Origin of the sequence: Nocardioides okcheonensis (assembly GCF_020991065.1) — a bacterium.
GTDB classification, from domain to species: domain Bacteria; phylum Actinomycetota; class Actinomycetes; order Propionibacteriales; family Nocardioidaceae; genus Nocardioides; species Nocardioides okcheonensis.
In genome coordinates, this window is record NZ_CP087710.1 from 1,699,012 (window position 1) to 1,715,275 (window position 16,264).

15 protein-coding genes are annotated in these 16,264 nt (G+C 72.0%); 11 read left to right on the top strand and 4 right to left on the bottom strand.

Going from position 1 to position 16,264, the window contains the following annotated elements; translation table 11 throughout:
- Positions 1-27: 27 nt before the first annotated feature.
- The 5 genes from LN652_RS08215 to glpX are packed head-to-tail and all read left to right on the top strand — an operon-like array spanning position 28 to position 3,961.
- Entirely contained in the window at positions 28-435 is a 408-nt protein-coding gene (locus LN652_RS08215; protein WP_230444178.1) for a TOBE domain-containing protein, read from the top strand.
- The gene (gene modA, locus LN652_RS08220; protein WP_230444179.1) at positions 432-1,196 is read left to right on the top strand and encodes a molybdate ABC transporter substrate-binding protein; all 765 of its coding nucleotides are present in this window, start codon (positions 432-434) and stop codon (positions 1,194-1,196) included. The genes LN652_RS08215 and modA overlap by 4 nt, the downstream gene beginning before the upstream one ends.
- Complete coding sequence (modB, locus tag LN652_RS08225; RefSeq protein WP_230444180.1) at positions 1,193-1,984, top strand: molybdate ABC transporter permease subunit; 792 nt, start codon at positions 1,193-1,195, stop codon at positions 1,982-1,984. Before modA ends, modB begins: the two co-directional genes overlap by 4 nt.
- The gene (locus LN652_RS08230) at positions 1,981-2,946 is read left to right on the top strand and encodes an ABC transporter ATP-binding protein (protein ID WP_230444181.1); all 966 of its coding nucleotides are present in this window, start codon (positions 1,981-1,983) and stop codon (positions 2,944-2,946) included. The genes modB and LN652_RS08230 overlap by 4 nt, the downstream gene beginning before the upstream one ends.
- A 1-nt stretch (position 2,947) precedes the next feature.
- The gene (gene glpX / locus LN652_RS08235; RefSeq protein ID WP_268932241.1) at positions 2,948-3,961 is read left to right on the top strand and encodes a class II fructose-bisphosphatase; all 1,014 of its coding nucleotides are present in this window, start codon (positions 2,948-2,950) and stop codon (positions 3,959-3,961) included.
- Here glpX and LN652_RS08240 read toward each other — a convergent pair.
- Entirely contained in the window at positions 3,926-4,756 is an 831-nt protein-coding gene (locus LN652_RS08240; RefSeq protein WP_230444183.1) for an esterase/lipase family protein, read from the bottom strand. The two genes, glpX and LN652_RS08240, sit on opposite strands and share 36 nt — an antisense overlap.
- Positions 4,757-4,847: 91 nt before the next feature.
- Here LN652_RS08240 and LN652_RS08245 point away from each other — a divergent pair, with 91 nt between their 5' ends.
- Positions 4,848-5,777 carry an alpha/beta fold hydrolase gene (locus LN652_RS08245; RefSeq protein ID WP_230444184.1) on the top strand — a complete coding sequence of 310 codons (930 nt, stop codon included), beginning with the start codon at positions 4,848-4,850 and terminating at the stop codon, positions 5,775-5,777.
- A gap of 114 nt (positions 5,778-5,891) precedes the next feature.
- Here the strand turns inward: LN652_RS08245 and galK are convergent, their stop codons facing one another.
- Positions 5,892-6,983, bottom strand: a complete 1,092-nt coding sequence (gene galK, locus LN652_RS08250) for a galactokinase (RefSeq protein WP_230444185.1) — start codon at positions 6,981-6,983, stop codon at positions 5,892-5,894.
- Between the two features lie 165 nt (positions 6,984-7,148).
- Here galK and LN652_RS08255 point away from each other — a divergent pair, with 165 nt between their 5' ends.
- From LN652_RS08255 to LN652_RS08270, 4 genes are read left to right on the top strand one after another with little or no spacing between them, the layout of a single operon-like run.
- The gene (locus LN652_RS08255) at positions 7,149-8,417 is read left to right on the top strand and encodes an extracellular solute-binding protein (protein WP_230444186.1); all 1,269 of its coding nucleotides are present in this window, start codon (positions 7,149-7,151) and stop codon (positions 8,415-8,417) included.
- The gene (locus LN652_RS08260) at positions 8,414-9,361 is read left to right on the top strand and encodes a carbohydrate ABC transporter permease (protein WP_230444187.1); all 948 of its coding nucleotides are present in this window, start codon (positions 8,414-8,416) and stop codon (positions 9,359-9,361) included. The genes LN652_RS08255 and LN652_RS08260 overlap by 4 nt, the downstream gene beginning before the upstream one ends.
- Position 9,362: 1 nt before the next feature.
- Complete coding sequence (locus LN652_RS08265) at positions 9,363-10,202, top strand: carbohydrate ABC transporter permease (RefSeq protein ID WP_230444188.1); 840 nt, start codon at positions 9,363-9,365, stop codon at positions 10,200-10,202.
- Positions 10,203-10,209: 7 nt separating this feature from the next.
- Positions 10,210-11,469 carry an ABC transporter ATP-binding protein gene (locus tag LN652_RS08270; protein WP_230444189.1) on the top strand — a complete coding sequence of 420 codons (1,260 nt, stop codon included), beginning with the start codon at positions 10,210-10,212 and terminating at the stop codon, positions 11,467-11,469.
- An 85-nt stretch (positions 11,470-11,554) separates the two neighbouring features.
- Here LN652_RS08270 and LN652_RS08275 read toward each other — a convergent pair whose 3' ends face one another.
- On the bottom strand, positions 11,555-13,414 hold the full coding sequence (locus LN652_RS08275; RefSeq protein WP_230444190.1) for an alpha-amylase family protein: 1,860 nt from the start codon (positions 13,412-13,414) through the stop codon (positions 11,555-11,557).
- Positions 13,415-13,482: 68 nt separating this feature from the next.
- Positions 13,483-14,568, bottom strand: a complete 1,086-nt coding sequence (locus LN652_RS08280) for an ABC transporter ATP-binding protein (RefSeq protein ID WP_230444191.1) — start codon at positions 14,566-14,568, stop codon at positions 13,483-13,485.
- A gap of 273 nt (positions 14,569-14,841) precedes the next feature.
- On the opposite strand from LN652_RS08280, the gene LN652_RS08285 reads away from it, so the two are divergent.
- Complete coding sequence (locus LN652_RS08285) at positions 14,842-16,218, top strand: ABC transporter substrate-binding protein (RefSeq protein ID WP_230444192.1); 1,377 nt, start codon at positions 14,842-14,844, stop codon at positions 16,216-16,218.
- Positions 16,219-16,264 lie beyond the last annotated feature (46 nt).

A 16,264-nucleotide genomic window follows, 5' to 3' on the forward strand; every position in this document is an offset into this window, starting at 1 on the left:
CGACCGCAGGTGCGGCATACTGCACGCGTGATCACCTACCGAATCGCGGAGGCGGCCGAGATCCTGGCCGTGAGCGACGACACCGTGCGCCGCTGGGTCGACGCGGGCCGGATCCCGTCGCAGCGCACCGAGGGGCGCACGACCGTCACCGGCACCGACCTCGCCGAGCTCGCCGAGCAGCTCGTGACCTCCGGGGAGGCGGCCGAGCGCGACCGCACGCACGCCCAGGCGGTCAGCGCCCGCAACCGGATGAGCGGGATCGTCACCCGGGTCAAGCGCGACCACGTGATGGCCCAGGTGGAGATGATCTGCGGCCCCTACCGGGTCGTGTCCCTCATGAGCAGCGACGCCGCGGGCGAGCTCGGCCTCGAGCCCGGCGTCCGTGCCATCGCCAGCGTCAAGTCCACCCACGTGACCGTGGAGGTCCCCCGATGAAGCACGCCCTGACCGCCCTCTCCCTCGCCCTGGTCCTCCCGCTCGCGGCGTGCGGCGGCGACGACACCGGTGGCGACGCGACCGGCGCGGCCAGCGGCGGCGGCGAGCTCACCGTCCTCGCCGCGTCGTCGCTCACCGACGTCTTCGACGAGCTCGCCGGCCCGTTCGAGGAGGAGCACGACGCCGACGTCACGTTCTCCTTCGGCTCGAGCACCGACCTGGCCGAGCAGGCCGCCGACGGCGCACCCGGCGACGTGCTCGCCACGGCCGACGAGGCGTCGATGGGCATCGCGGAGGACGCGGGCGTGGCCGGCGACGTGCAGGCCTTCGCCACCAACGTGCTGACCATCGTGGTGCCGAAGGGCAACCCGGCCGGCATCGAGTCGCTCGACGACCTCGACGGGGCCACGTGGGTGCGGTGCGCCGACGAGGTGCCGTGCGGCAAGGTCGCGCTCGCGGTGCTCGACGACAACGGCGTCACCGCCGAGCCGGCAAGCCTCGAGGAGGACGTGCGCTCGACCCTCGACAAGGTGGTCTCGGGCGAGGCCGACGCCGGGCTGGTCTACGCCACCGACGCCGTCGCGGCGGCCGACGAGGTCGACGCGATCGAGATCCCCGGGGCCGACGCGGAGCTGACCTCCTACTACGCCGCGGCCCTCGAGCAGGCCGGCGACGCCGACCTCGCGGCGGACTGGGTCGCGTGGACCACGTCGGACGAGGGCCGGTCGATCCTGCGCGACGCCGGCTTCGGCACCCCGTGAGGGACCGCCTCGGCCGGCCCCCGGCGCTCCTCGTCGCGCCCGCGGCGCTGGCCACGCTGCTCCTGCTGGTGCCGCTGGTCGCGATGGTCGCCGCCACCAGCTGGCGCGAGCTGCCCGGTCACCTCACCTCCACCGCCGCGCTCGACGCGCTGCGGCTGTCGCTGGTCACCTCGACCGCGGCGATCGCCGTGTGCCTGGTCCTCGGCCTGCCGCTCGCGTGGCTGCTGGCCCGCGTCGACTTCCGCGGGCGCGGTGCGCTGCGGGCCCTCGTGACGGTGCCGCTCGTGCTGCCACCGGTCGTGGCGGGCGTCGCGCTGCGCGCGGCCTTCGGGCGTACGGGCGTGGTGGGCGCGCCGCTGCTCGAGTGGACCGGGTTCGCGTTCCCCTTCACCACCTGGGGCGTGGTGCTCGCCCACGTCTTCGTCTCGATGCCGTTCGTGGTGATCGCGATCGAGGGCGCGCTGCGCTCGGCCGACCCGCGCTTCGACGCCGCCGCCGCCACGCTCGGCGCGACCCGCTGGACCACCTTCCGCCGGGTCACGGTGCCGCTCGCGCTGCCCGGCGTGGTCGCCGGCACCGTCCTCGGGTGGGCGCGCTCGCTCGGCGAGTTCGGCGCGACCATCACCTTCAACGGCAACTACCCCGGCACCACGCAGACGATGCCGACGCTGATCTACGTCACCCGCCAGTCCGACCAGGACGCCGCGCTGTCGCTCAGCCTGGTGATGCTGGTCGTGTCGATCGGCGTGCTGGTGGCGCTGCGCGACCACTGGCTGGGTACGCCGTGACCGCGCCGCTGCAGGCCGACCTCCTGGTCGCGGGCCGGGTGGCCGCGGCGTTCACCGCCGAGCCCGGTGAGGTGCTGGCGGTGATCGGCCCCAACGGCGCCGGCAAGAGCACGCTGCTGCACGCCCTGGCCGGGCTCGTCGACGTCGAGGGCACCGCGCTGCTGGGCGACGTCGACCTGCTCGCCCGGCCCGTCCGCGAGCGCGGCGTCGGGCTGGTCTTCCAGGGACAGCTCCTCTTCCCCCACCTCAGCGCCCTCGACAACGTCGCGTTCGGCCGGCGCTCGCGCGGCGAGCCGCGGTCGGCGGCCGAGGCCGTCGCGCGGGAGTGGCTCGAGCGGTTCGGCATCGCGGACCTCGCCGCGCGCCGACCGCGCGAGCTGTCCGGCGGACAGGCCCAGCGGGTCGCGATCGCGCGGGCGCTCGCCACCGATCCCGCACTGCTGCTGCTCGACGAGCCCTTCACCGGCCTCGACGTGTCGGTCCAGATGGCGCTGCGGATCGAGCTCGGCAGCCACCTGCGCGACTTCCCGGGGATCGCCCTGCTCGTCACCCACGACGCCATCGACGCGCTGACCCTGGCCGACCGGGTGCTCGTGCTCGACGACGGCAGGGTCGCCCAGGCGGGACGGCCGGCGGAGGTCGCGGCCGAGCCGCGCACGCCCCACGTCGCCCGCCTGGTCGGGCTCAACCTGGTCGACGACGGCGACGAGCTGATGGCGTTCTCCCCCGAGGCGGTCGTCGTCTCCCTCGACGAGCCGCACGGCTCGTCGCGGCTGCGCTGGCGCGGCCGGGTCGCCACGGTCGCGCCGCACGGTGACGCCGTACGCCTGCTCGTGCACGCCTCCCCGGACCTGCTCGCCGACGTCACGCCGGCGGCGGCGACCGAGCTCGGGCTCGCGCCCGGGCGCGAGGTGTGGCTGTCGGCCAAGGCGACGGCCGTGAGCCGGTACGCCGCCCGCTAGCATGCGCGCCATGAGCGCCAGCGCCCCGAAGCCCGACCGCAACCTCGCCCTCGAGCTGGTGCGGGTCACCGAGGCGGCCGCCATGGCCGCCGGTCGCTGGGTGGGACGCGGCGACAAGAACGACGCCGACGGGGTCGCCGTCGAGGCGATGCGCGAGATGATCTCCACGATCGGCATGCGCGGCGTCGTGGTGATCGGCGAGGGCGAGAAGGACAACGCCCCCATGCTCTTCAACGGCGAGGAGGTCGGCGACGGCACCGGCCCCGAGTGCGACGTCGCGGTCGACCCGATCGACGGGACGACGCTGACCGCCAAGGGCATGAACAACGCCATCGCGGTGCTCGCGGTGTCGCCGCGCGGCACGATGTACGACCCCAGCGCGGTGTTCTACATGGACAAGCTGGTCACCGGCCCCGAGGCCGCCGACCGCGTCGACATCCGGCTGCCGGTGAAGGAGAACATCGCCCGCGTCGCGAAGGCCAAGGGCATCTCGGTGCACGACGTGAGCGTCGTGCTGCTCGACCGGCCGCGCCACGCGCGTCTCGTCGAGGACATCCGGGAGACCGGTGCCCGCATCAAGTACATCACCGACGGCGACGTGGCCGGCGCGATCATGGCCGCCCGTCCCGACACCGGCATCGACCTGATGCTCGGCGTCGGCGGCACGCCCGAGGGGATCATCGCGGCGTGCGCGATGAAGTGCCTCGGCGGCAAGATCCAGGGGAAGCTGTGGCCCCAGGACGACGACGAGCGGCAGCGCGCGCTCGACGCGGGCCACGACCTCGACGCCGACTTCGTGCTCGAGACCGACGACCTGGTCACCGGCGACGACGCCTTCTTCGTCGCCACCGGCATCACCGACGGCGAGCTGATGCGCGGCGTGCGCTACCGCGGCGAGGGCGTCACCACGCACTCGCTGGTGATGCGCTCGCGCAGCGGCACGGTCCGCTCGATCACCGCCGAGCACCGGCTCTCGAAGCTACGCGATCTCTCCGCGATCGACTTCGACAGCTGAGGCCGTCGCGGGCCGCAGCGCCGCGGCCACGAGCGCTATGACCGTGGGGTCGAACGCCATCCCGACGTGCGAGGAGCGCACCTCGACCGCCCGGGCGGCCGGGTCGATGCACGCGCGCCAGTCGACGATGCCGTCGCGGCGCGAGTAGAGCGCCGTGAAGTCGACGCCGTCCGGCAGCGGGAGGCGCGCCTGGTCGAAGCTCTCCTGCGCGCACCGGCCCGCCACGCAGTCGGCGGCCATCAGGTTGCGCATCCCGGCCCGGTTGAGCCGCACCAGCAGGTCGACGCTGCGGGTGAGCGACGCGTGGTGCGCCCCCGGCGCCAGCACCGGGCTGCCCATGGTCACGATGCCGGCCACCAGGTCGGGCCGGCGCGCGGCGACGCCGCGAGCGAGCATCCCGCCGAGGCTGTGGCCGACGACGCGGGCGCGGGTGCCGCGGCGCTGGGCGAGCTCCTCGAGGCGCTCCTCCAGCTGGGCGGCGGCGGCGAGCGTGCAGCCCACGTTGGCGCGGATGTCGGCGCGGTAGGTCCGGAAGCCGAGGTGGCGCAGGGCGCGGCTCATCGGGGCCAGCGACGAGTCGCCGGCGAGGAACCCCGGCACCAGCAGCACCGGCTCCCCCACCCGGACGGGTGCGGAGCCCAGCGGCGTACGCCGCCACGACCCGCGCGACGACCAGGCGTGCACGGCGTACCGGCCGCCCTCGAGCAGCGCCGATCCCTCGCGCAGCACGGCGCCCACCGACGGCTGGGCGAAGCCCTCCGGGGTGAGGAACGGCGCGACTGTGCGCTGGGTCACAGTCATCGAACGTAGCCCAGATCCCCCTGCGAATGGGGGATGTGGCTCACGTTGCGCTGTTTTGGGGACGTCCGTCGTGTTCACTGGGGGGATGGCTCCCGCACGTCGCACCTCCTCCGAGGCCCCGGTCGTCTCCGACGAGCTGCTCGCTCCGGTCGGCAACGACGTCGAGCTCTGCTACCAGACCTTCGGTGCCCCCGACGGGGAGCCGCTGCTCCTCGTAATGGGGCTCAGCGGCCCGATGACGTGGTGGGACCGCACCTTCTGCGAGCGGCTCGCGGAGGCCGGCTTCCACGTCGTGCGCTACGACAACCGCGACACCGGGCACTCGTCGCGCGTGCGCGCCCGCGTGAAGCGCGGCCACCTGGTGCGGGCGTTCGCCGGTCGCCGGGTCCGCCCGCCCTACACGATGGGCGACCTGGCCGGCGACGCCGTCGCCCTGCTCGACCACCTCGGACTCGACTCCGCGCACGTCGTCGGCGTCTCCATGGGCGGCATGATCGCCCAGACCGTGGCCGTCGAGCACCCCACGCGGGTGCGGTCGCTGACCAGCATCAGCTCGACGACCGGCCGGCGCAGCGTCGGCTGGCAGCACCCGGCGCTCCTCCCCCGGCTGATCGCGCCGCGGAAGGCGGGGCGGGAGGCCTACGTCGAGAGCAGCGTCGCCATGTGGTCGCTGATCGGCTCGGCCGGCTACCCCAACGACCCCGAGGCGCTGCGCACCCGCGCGGGCGAGACGTTCGACCGGGGCGTGAGCGCCAGCGGCGCGGTGCGCCAGATGCTCGCCATCCTGACCCAGCCCGACCGCACGCCGCGGCTGCGCAGCCTGCGGGTGCCGGCGCTCGTCATCCACGGCACCGCCGACAAGATGGTGCACGTCAGCGGCGGTCGCTCGACCGCGGCGGCGATCCCCGGCGCCGAGCTGCTGCTCGTCGAGGAGATGGGCCACGACCTGCCGGCCGAGCTGTTCGGCACGTTCGTCGAGGCGATCGCCCGCACGGCGGACCGGGCCACCGACTGACCTCGCTGTCGAGGAAGGACGAAGTCCTGTCACGAGACCGCTGCACCACCGGGGTCTCGTGACGGTCGCTGCGCGACCTCCTCGACCAGCGGTCGGAGCCGGGTGGTCGCTCGGTCACAGCCGGCGGGCGCCCGCCTCGGCGGTGGCGGTGAACAGGGACGGCTCGCCGAAGCCCGCGTCGGCGAAGGCCCGGCGCACGGCGTCCTGCGCGGCGTCGAGCTCGTCGACCGGCACCAGACCGATGACGCAGCCGCCGAACCCGCCGCCGGTCATCCGGGCGCCGATCGCGCCCGCCTCGTGCAGCGCGTCGACCGCGAGGTCGACCTCGGGCACGGTGATCCGGAAGTCGTCGCGCATCGAGACGTGGGAGGCGGTCAACAGCGGACCGATCTCGTCGAGGCGACCGGCGCGGAGCAGGTCGACGACCGCGAGCACGCGGTCGTCCTCGGTGACGACGTGGCGGGTGTAGCGACGCAGCTCGTCGTCGTTGAGCTCGGCGAGGGCGTCGTCGAGGCCGTCGGCGGTGACGTCGCGCAGCGCCGGCACGCCGAGCCGCTTCGCCGCCTCCTCGCAGCCGCTGCGGCGCGCGGCGTACTCGCCGTCGACCAGGCGGTGCGGCGCGCGGGTGTCGACGACCAGCAGCGCGAGCCCCGACGCGGCGGGGTCGAAGGGGACGGCCTGCGAGGTGAGGTCGCGCATGTCGCAGAAAAGCGCGTGGCCGGCCTCCCCGCGGAGGCTGACCAGCTGGTCCATCCCGCCCGTCGGCGCGCCGACGGCGTCGTTCTCGACCCGGCGGCTCAGCGCCAGCAGCCCGGCCGGACCGAGGTCGAGGCCGAGGTGGGCGTCGAGGGCGGAGACGACCGAGCAGACCAGCGCGGCCGACGACGACAGGCCGGCGCCGGTGGGCACGTCGGAGTCGACGGCGATCCGCAGCGGGGGCACGTCGACGCCGTCGTCGTGGAGCAGCCACAGGGCACCGAGGACGTACGTCGCCCACTCGGCGACGCCGTCGCGACCGGCGAGCCCGCCGCGCTCGACGACCACCTCGTCGGAGGTCTGGGCCGACGTCACGGCCCACCCCGAGGCGGCGTCCTCGACCGTCGCGGTGCACCCCTGCACGAGCGCGACAGGGAGCACGAAACCGTCGTTGTAGTCGGTGTGCTCACCGATCAGGTTGATGCGTCCGGGCGCGAAGAAACGCGTCACGACAGGCCTCGCAGTCACACGTAGGGGCGGTTGCCAAACCCTATCGGGTGCCGATAGACCAGTGGTTCGGGTCATCGAGCACGGGGAGGGCGCATGCCAGCACGATCATCGAGCCGACGACCAGGAGGGGGACGCCGGAGACGCGTCGCGGCGTCGGTGGCGACCATGGCCCTGGCCAGCAGCCTGCTGGCCGCGTGCGGCGGCGGCAGCGGCACGCCGCAGCTGAACTGGTACGTCAACCCGGACGGCGTCGACACCTTCCGGACCTACGCCGACGAGTGCAGCACCGACCAGTACGACATCGCGGTGCAGCAGCTGCCGGCGAGCGCCACCGACCAGCGCACCCAGCTGGCGCGGCGCCTCGCCGCGGAGGACTCCTCCACCGACATCATGAACCTCGACCCGGTGTTCGTGGCCGAGTTCGCCAACGCCGGCTGGCTGCAGGAGGTGCCCGAGGAGGTCGCCTCGAAGATCACCGAGGGCGACGACTACCTCGAGGGCGCCGCCGACACGGTCGTGTGGGACGACGGCGTCTTCGCCATCCCGCTCTGGGCCAACACGCAGGTCCTCTGGTACCGCAAGTCGCTCGCCGAGGCGGCCGGGCTCGACATGAGCCAGCCGGTCACCTGGGACCAGGTGATCGACGCCGCCGCGGACCAGGGCGGCACCGTCGGCGTCCAGGCCAACCGCTACGAGGCCTACGTGGTGTGGATCAACGCGCTCGTGCAGGGCGCTGGGGGCGACATCGTCAGCGACACCGAGGCTGGGCGCGACGCGAAGGTCGACCTCGACTCCGACGCCGGCCGCGCGGCCGCCGCGGTCATCCAGAAGCTCGCCGACAGCGACGCCCGCCAGGCCGACTTCACGGTCTCCAACGAGGGCACCAGCCTCGGCCAGATGTTCCCGGCCGAGGGCCCGGGCGAGTTCATGACCAACTGGACGTTCGTCTACGCCAACTACAAGGGGCTGGTCGGCAAGCCCGGCGGTCCGGCGGACGAGCAGCAGTTCGAGGACCTCGGCTGGGCGCGCTACCCGCAGACGGTCCAGGGCGAGACCTCCAAGCCGCCGATCGGCGGCATCGACATCGGCGTCGGCGCCTACTCCGAGCACCCCGACTGGGCGATGGAGGCGGCGCAGTGCATCACCTCCACGAAGGCCCAGGTCGACCTCGCGGTCAACGACGGGCTGATGCCCTCGACCAACTCCGCCTACGACGAGGTCGCCGCGAGCGGTGAGTTCCCCGAGGACCTCCTCGACCTCTACCGCACCAGCGTCGACGAGGGCGGGCCGCGGCCCAAGAGCCCGTTCTACAGCCAGATCTCCAGCGCCGTGCAGTCGGTCTGGCACTCCCCCACGTCGGTCGACCCCGACTCGACGCCGAAGGAGTCGGCGCAGTTCCTGACCGACGTCCTGGCCGGAAGGAGGCTCCTGTGACGAGCGCGACCGTGGCACCCGACACCGAGCGGACGCGGCGTCGCAAGCGGCCCGAGGCCAGCGACCGCGCCCGTGCCGAGAACAGCCTGGGCATGCGGCTGGTCGCCCCCGCGATCTTCCTCATGCTGCTGGTGACCGCGTTCCCGATGCTGCGGGCGCTCTACCTCAGCCTGTTCAACTACAGCCTGACCGCCCCCGAGGAGCGCGACTTCGTCGGGCTCTCCAACTACGCCACGGCGCTGACCGACAGCCTGTTCTGGCGCGACACCCTCAACACGGTGCTGATCATGGTCGTCACCGTCGCGGTGGAGCTCGTGATCGGCTTCGTCTTCGCGATGGTGATGCACCGCGTGATCTTCGCCCGCGGCGTGATCCGCACCTCGATCCTGATCCCCTACGGCATCATCACCGTGGTCTCGGGCTTCGCCTGGCAGTTCGCCTTCAGCAACAACAACGGCTTCGTCAACGGCTGGCTGCCGTTGATCGGCGACGACTTCAACTGGTTCGGCCAGTACGGCAGCAGCATCGTCGCGATCATGGTCTCCGAGATCTGGAAGACCACGCCGTTCATGTCGCTGCTGCTGCTGGCGGGCCTGGCGCAGGTGTCGGAGGACATGCTCGAGGCCGCCAAGGTCGACGGCGCCACGTGGTGGCAGCGGCTGTGGAAGGTGATCCTGCCCAACATGCGCTCGGCGATCATGGTCGCGGTGCTGTTCCGCGCGCTCGACGCCTACCGCATCTTCGACAACATCTTCGTGATGACGGCGGGTGCCAACGGCACCGAGTCCGTGTCGTTCCTGACCTACCGGCAGGTGATCGAGCAGTTCCAGCTCGGCATCGGGTCGGCGCTGTCGGTGCTGCTGTTCCTGTCGGTGCTGCTGATCGCCTTCCTGATCGTGAAGATCTTCCGCGTCGACCTGGCCGCGGCCCGGCAGGAGGGATGACATGAGCACCAAGAACAAGATCGGCGTCGTCGTCGGCGCCGTCCTCATCCTCGTGTGGTGCCTGCTCCCGGTGGCGTGGATCATCTCGCTGTCGTTCAAGAGCCAGGACGCGATCACCAACGGCAGCCCGGGCTTCCTGCCCTCCGAGGGCGGTGGCGCGGGGTGGCAGAACTACTCCGACGTGCTGGCCGACGAGCAGTTCCGCCGGGCCATCTTCAACTCGATCGGCATCTCGCTCATCGCGACCGTGCTGTCGGTCATCATCGCGACCCTGGCGGCCTACGCCATCGCGCGCCTGGAGTTCACCGGCAAGAAGTTCGTGCTCACCCTCGCGCTGGTGATCGCGATGTTCCCGGTGGTCTCGCTGGTGGGCCCGCTGTTCGACATGTGGCGCACCTTCGGGATCTACGACACCTGGCCCGGCCTGATCATCCCCTACATGTCGTTCACGCTGCCGCTGGCGATCTGGACCCTGTCGGCCTTCTTCCGCGAGATCCCGTGGGAGATGGAGCAGGCCGCCCAGGTCGACGGCGCGACGTCGTGGCAGGCGTTCCGCAAGGTGATCGTGCCGCTCGCGGCACCCGGCGTGTTCACCGCGGCGATCCTGACGTTCTTCTTCGCCTGGAACGACTTCGTCTTCGGCATCTCGCTCACCTCGACGGAGAACGCCCGACCGATCCCGGCCGCGCTGTCCTTCTTCGTCGGCGCCGACCCGTTCAACCGGCCGGCGTCGCTGCTGGCCGCCGGAGCCGTCGTCTCGACGATTCCGATCATCGTCATCGTCCTGCTGTTCCAGCGCAAGATCGTCGCCGGCCTCACCTCCGGCGCAGTGAAGGGGTGATCAGCTCATGGCTGCCATCGAGATGAAGAACATCGTCAAGCAGTACGGCGACGGCTTCCCTGCCGTCAACGACGTGAGCATCGACGTGGAGGACGGGGAGTTCCTCATCCTGGTCGGCCCGTCCGGCTGCGGGAAGTCCACGCTGCTGCGGATGATCGTGGGACTGGAGGACATCACCGGCGGCGACATGGTCATCGGGGGCCGCAAGGTCAACGACCTCGCACCCCGCGAGCGCAACCTGTCGATGGTCTTCCAGAACTACGCGCTCTACCCGCACCTCACCGTCTACGAGAACATCGCCTTCCCGCTGCGGCTGGCCGGCAAGTCCGACTCCGAGGTCGACGAGAAGGTGCGCGAGGCGTCGAAGACCCTCGAGCTCGACGAGCACCTCGAGCGCAAGCCGGGCAACCTGTCGGGCGGCCAGCGCCAGCGGGTCGCGATGGGGCGCGCGATCGTGCGCGACGCGGAGGCGTTCCTGTTCGACGAGCCGCTGTCGAACCTCGACGCCAAGCTGCGCGGGCAGATGAGGACGGAGATCTCCCGGCTGCAGAAGCGCCTGGGCATCACCACCGTCTACGTCACCCACGACCAGACCGAGGCGATGACCCTGGGCGACCGGGTCGCGGTGCTCAAGCGCGGCGTGCTCCAGCAGCACGCCACCCCGCGCGAGCTCTACGAGAACCCGGCCAACCTCTTCGTCGCCGGCTTCATCGGCTCGCCGCCGATGAACTTCCTGCCCGCCAAGGTCGACGGCAACCGGGTCGAGCTGCCCTTCGGCACGGTCACCATGCCGGAGGACAAGGCGAGGCGCGCGCAGGGCAAGGGCCTGCTCATCGCCGGCATCCGCCCCGAGCACTTCGAGGACGCCAGCGTCGTCGACAGCGACAAGGTGACCGACGAGTCGACGTTCACCTCCCAGGTCGACGTCGTCGAGTGGCTCGGCAACGAGGCCTACGCCTACATCCCGTTCGAGGCTCCGCCGGAGGTCGAGAAGCAGCTCCAGGAGCTCGAGCGCGACCTCGACGGCGAGTCGCTGCGCACCCAGATGGTGGTCTCGCTCGACGGCGCCAGCCGGATCAGCGAGGGCGACGAGGCGACGATCTGGGTCGACGCCCGCAAGATCCACCTGTTCGACCCCTCGACCGGGGAGAACCTCACGATGGACGCCGACCGCGCGGGGATCGTCCCGGGCGGCGACGCACTGGCGAAGGCCGAGCGGGTCGGCGACGAGCAGGACGACGTGGCGCAGGCGGAGAAGACCACCTGACCGAGCGTCCCCCCCAGGTGTCCGGCCCCGCAGGTCGGCGCGTGACGAGGCCCCGGGAGCACCGCTCCCGGGGCCTCTGCCGTCGTCACCCGCCGTCGTGCAGCCACGCCGAGGCGTACGGCCCGAGGCGCACCGCGCCGTCGCGGACCTCGGGAGCCGCGCCGGTGAGCGCGTCCAGCAGCCCGGGCCCGCGCAGGCCCAGCCAGTCGAGCACGTCGCCGGCCACCCACGCCTCCTCGTCGGTGACGTTGTGCGCGGCCAGCAACGGTCCGTCCGGGTGGCGACGCACCACGAGCAGCACCCGGTGGTCGCGCGGGTCCCACACCTCGGTGGGCACCGCGGCGTGCAGGTGCGGCAGCCCGCGGCGCACGTCGACCAGGTGGCGCAGCCCGGCCGTGATGCCGTGCGGGTCCGCGCCCTCGCCCACCACCGGCCACGGCATCGCCGGGCGGTGCACCCAGCGGTTGTCGGCCGCGTGGTCGGGGTCGTCGGCCCATCCCTCGTCGTTGAGCAGCCCGAGCTCGTCGCCCATCCAGATCACGGGCAGCCCGCCGTAGGACAGGACGATGGCGTGCGCGAGCAGGATCCGCGCCGGCGCGCCCGGGTCGCCCGCCTCGAGGCCCGCCAGCGAGGCGAGCGACCCCGAGATGCGCCGGTCGCCGGTGACCTCGTTCTGCTGGAAGACCAGGCCCCGCGCCCACGAGCCCGGGAACGCACCGGAGTACCAATCGGACAGGAACCGGCGGTGCGCCACCGGGTCGAGGCCGACCGCGCGGGCGTCGTCGTCGGCGATCGCCCAGCCGATGTCGTCGTGGCAGCGGACGTAGGTGACCCACGCCGTGCTGGCCGGTGGCTGCGGGAGCTGCTGGAGCGCTCGGGTGGCGAGCCGGGTCTCGCGGGAGGCGAGCATCGACCACACCTGCACCATGAGCGAGTTGTGGTAGGCCAGGTCGCTGACCCGGCCGGCGTGCTCGCCCACGCCGAGGTAGGCCGGCAGGTCCGCCGGGCCGACGATCGCCTCGGCCTTGAACGCCACCGCCGGCGCGGCGATCCGCGCGACCGTCCGCAGCGCGCGGGTGAGCTCGTGGACCTCCGGCTGGTTCTGGCAGTCGGTGCCCAGCCGCTTCCAGAGGAAGGCGATCGCGTCGAGGCGGAAGACCTCCACCCCGAGGTTGGCGAGCGCGAGGATGATGTCGGCGAACTCGCACAGCACGTCGGGGTTCGACCAGTCGAGGTCCCACTGGTAGTCGTTGAACGTCGTCCAGACCCAGCCGTCGAGCTCGTCGTCCCAGCTGAAGCTGCCCGGGGCGAAGTCGGGGAACACCTCCGGCAGGGTCGCCTCGAAGGCGTCGGGCACCGTGCGGTCGGGGTGGACGTGGAAGTACGCCCGCCGGGCAGCGTCGCCCTCCCGGGCAGCGCGCGCCCACGCGTGCTCGCGGGCGACGTGGTTGAGCACCAGGTCGAGGCAGAGGCTGATCCCCTGCCCGCGCAGCACCGTCGCGAGGTGGCGCAGGTCCTCGACGTCGCCGAGGTCGGGCCGCACCGAGCGGTAGTCCATCACCGCGTAGCCGCCGTCGTTGGGCTCGGGCCGCGGCGTCAGCAGCGGCATGAGGTGGAGGTAGCCGACCCCGAGGTCGCGCAGGTAGGGGGCGCGCCCGGCCACGCCGCGCAGGGTGCCGCCGAACCGGTCGGCGTAGGCGGCGTAGCCGAGCATCGTGGGTCGCTGGAACCAGTCGGGCTCCCCCAGCCGCTGCTCGTCGAGCCGGAGCAGCTCCTCGGGGCGTACGTCGTGGGCGGCCCGCGCGATCGCGACCAGCCGGGACGTCACGGCGGGCGCGGCGTCGCGTCCGTAGACCCGGGCGAGCGTGCGGGCCAGGTCGGGCTGCCAGGTGGCCAGCCGGCTCTGGAACGCGGCGTCGTGCGGGTGGGTCGGCACGTCTGTCATGGCGGTGTCGTGGCACGGCGGCAGCGCGTGGCCCCCGCGTCGTGCGGGGGCCACGCGACCGCGACGCGTCAGTCGGACAGGCGCTCGCCGGTGTCGGTGTCGAAGACGTGCACGTGCTGCGGGTCGGTCGTGACGTGGAGCGTCTCGCCCTTCTGCGGGTGGTGGCGACCCGCGACCCGGACGATCACGTTGGAGGGCGTGCCCTCCACGTCGCACGTGCCGTAGACGAAGCTGTCGGCGCCGAGCTCCTCGACGACCGTGACCGTGACGGGCAGGCCGCCCTCCTCGGAGGTCACGAGGCGCCAGTTCTCGGGACGCACGCCGACCGTCACCCGACCGCTCATCTTGCGCTCCGCGGCCGGGTCGACCGGGACCTTGTAGCCCCCGACCTTCACCGTGCCGTCCTCGGCGGCGACGCCCTCGAGCAGGTTCATCTGCGGCGAGCCGATGAAGCCGGCGACGAACAGGTTGGCGGGCTTGTCGTAGAGCTTGAGCGGGGTGTCGACCTGCTGGAGGACACCGAGCTTCATCACCGCGACGCGGTCGCCCATGGTCATCGCCTCGACCTGGTCGTGGGTGACGTAGACGGTCGTGACGCCCAGGTCCTGCTGGAGGCGGGCGATGTCGGTGCGGGTGGCGACCCGCATCTTGGCGTCGAGGTTGGACAGCGGCTCGTCCATGCAGAAGACCTGCGGGGCGCGCACGATCGCGCGGCCCATCGCCACGCGCTGGCGCTGACCGCCGGAGAGCGCCTTGGGCTTGCGCTGGAGGAACTCGGTCAGCTGGAGGATCTCCGCGGCCTTGGCGACGCGCTCCTTGCGCTCGGCCGCCGGGACCTTGGCCATCTTGAGCGAGAACGCCATGTTCTCCTCGACCGTCATGTGCGGGTAGAGGGCGTAGTTCTGGAACACCATCGCGATGTCCCGGTCCTTCGGCGGGACGTTGGTGACCTCGCGGTCACCGATGTAGATGCTCCCGCTGTTGACCTCCTCGAGGCCCGCGAGCATCCGCAGGGTGGTCGACTTGCCGCAGCCGGAGGGCCCGACGAGGACCATGAACTCGCCGTCCTTGATCTCCAGGTCGATGCCGGGGACGGCGGGCTCGTCGGCCCCGGGATACCACCGCTGGGCCTTCTCGAACGTCACTGATGCCATTTTTCTGCTCCTTCACCGGCAGGTACGTGCCGGACGATCCGTGGTGGAAGGGTCCGCGACGCCCGTGAGGGGCGTCACACGGCGGCACCCTACCCGGTTCCGCCCCGGGCGTCTGTTACGGAACCGTGACCTAGACCAGCGTTGACGAAAGGGCAGAGCAAACGTTTACATCATTGCGTGATGCCGATCACACTTCTGGGTGGCCGGCACGCAGACTGACGAGCCGGGGCACCCATCCCGCCGTGGCCGCACCCAAGGAGAGGGAAACGTCGAATGAAGAACCAACGGACCCGAAAGGGACTGGCCACCATCGCGGTCATCGCCGTGTCGAGCCTCGGGCTCGCCGCGTGCGCTGACGACGGCGACGGCGGCAGCAACGAGGTCAGCGGCGACGCGCCCGGCGCCGGCCGGGCCGAGTGCGCCCAGCTCGAGCAGTTCGGTGACCTGACCGGCAAGGAGGTGAGCGTCTACACCTCGATCATCGCGCCCGAGGACGCCGTCCACAAGGAGTCCTACAAGGTCTTCGAGGAGTGCACCGGCGCCACCGTGGCCTACGAGGGCTCCTCGGAGTTCGAGGCCCAGCTCGTCGTGCGGGTCCAGGGCGGCAACGCCCCCGACATCGCCTACATCCCGCAGCCCGGCCTCCTCCAGACGCTGGTGCGCGACACCGACGCCGTCGTGGCGGCCCCCGACCCGGTGTCCGAGAACGTCGACGAGTTCTTCGGCGAGGACTGGAAGGCCTACGGCACGGTCGACGACACCTTCTACGCCGCTCCGCTCGGCGCCAACGTGAAGTCGTTCGTCTGGTACTCGCCGTCGATGTTCGAGGAGAACGGCTGGGAGGTCCCCCAGACCTGGGACGACATGGTCGCCCTCTCCGACGACATGGTCGACGCGGGCGTCGACCCGTGGTGCGCCGGCATCGAGTCCGGCGACGCGACCGGCTGGCCGACCACCGACTGGCTCGAGGACGTCGTCCTGCGTGACGCCGGCCCGGACGTCTACGACCAGTGGGTCAACCACGAGATCCCGTTCAACGACCCGGCCATCGTCGAGTCGCTCGACCGCGTCGGCGACATCCTGAAGAACGACGACTACGTCAACGGCGGCATCGGCGACGTGAAGTCGATCGCCACCACCGCGTTCCAGGAGGGCGGCCTGCCGATCCTCGACGGCGAGTGCGGCCTGCACCGCCAGGCGTCGTTCTACGCCGCGCAGTGGCCCGAGGGCACCGACGTGTCCGAGACCGGCGACGTCTTCGCCTTCTACCTGCCCACGACCAGCGACGAGTTCGGCACCCCCGTCCTCGGCGGTGGCGAGTTCGTGGCGGCGTTCTCGGACCGCCCGGAGGTCCAGGCGTTCCAGACCTACCTGTCCTCGGACGTGTGGGCCAACGAGAAGGCCATCGCGACCCCCGGCGGATGGGTGAGCGCCAACACCGGCCTCGACATCGCCAACCTCAAGAGCCCGATCGACAAGCTCTCCGCGGAGATCCTCCAGGACCCCGAGGCGGTCTTCCGCTTCGACGGCTCGGACCAGATGCCCGGAGCCGTGGGCGCCGGCTCGTTCTGGTCGGAGATGACCAACTGGATCACGGGTGCGGACACCCAGACGACCCTCGACAACATCGAGGACTCCTGGCCGAGCTGACCAGGTGAGCGGGGCGCCCGGGTGACACACCCGGGCGCCCCGTTCT

What these genes read in the sequence shown, in the direction of transcription:
- glpX (WP_268932241.1), top strand. Translation starts at nt 2,948, where the DNA reads ATGCGCGCCATGAGCGCCAGCGCCCCGAAGCCCGACCGCAACCTCGCC.
- LN652_RS08275 (WP_230444190.1), bottom strand. Translation starts at nt 13,414, where the DNA reads ATGACAGACGTGCCGACCCACCCGCACGACGCCGCGTTCCAGAGCCGG.
- LN652_RS08265 (WP_230444188.1), top strand. Translation starts at nt 9,363, where the DNA reads ATGAGCACCAAGAACAAGATCGGCGTCGTCGTCGGCGCCGTCCTCATC.
- LN652_RS08270 (WP_230444189.1), top strand. Translation starts at nt 10,210, where the DNA reads ATGGCTGCCATCGAGATGAAGAACATCGTCAAGCAGTACGGCGACGGC.
- LN652_RS08280 (WP_230444191.1), bottom strand. Translation starts at nt 14,568, where the DNA reads ATGGCATCAGTGACGTTCGAGAAGGCCCAGCGGTGGTATCCCGGGGCC.
- modA (WP_230444179.1), top strand. Translation starts at nt 432, where the DNA reads ATGAAGCACGCCCTGACCGCCCTCTCCCTCGCCCTGGTCCTCCCGCTC.
- LN652_RS08285 (WP_230444192.1), top strand. Translation starts at nt 14,842, where the DNA reads ATGAAGAACCAACGGACCCGAAAGGGACTGGCCACCATCGCGGTCATC.
- LN652_RS08245 (WP_230444184.1), top strand. Translation starts at nt 4,848, where the DNA reads ATGGCTCCCGCACGTCGCACCTCCTCCGAGGCCCCGGTCGTCTCCGAC.
- LN652_RS08255 (WP_230444186.1), top strand. Translation starts at nt 7,149, where the DNA reads ATGGCCCTGGCCAGCAGCCTGCTGGCCGCGTGCGGCGGCGGCAGCGGC.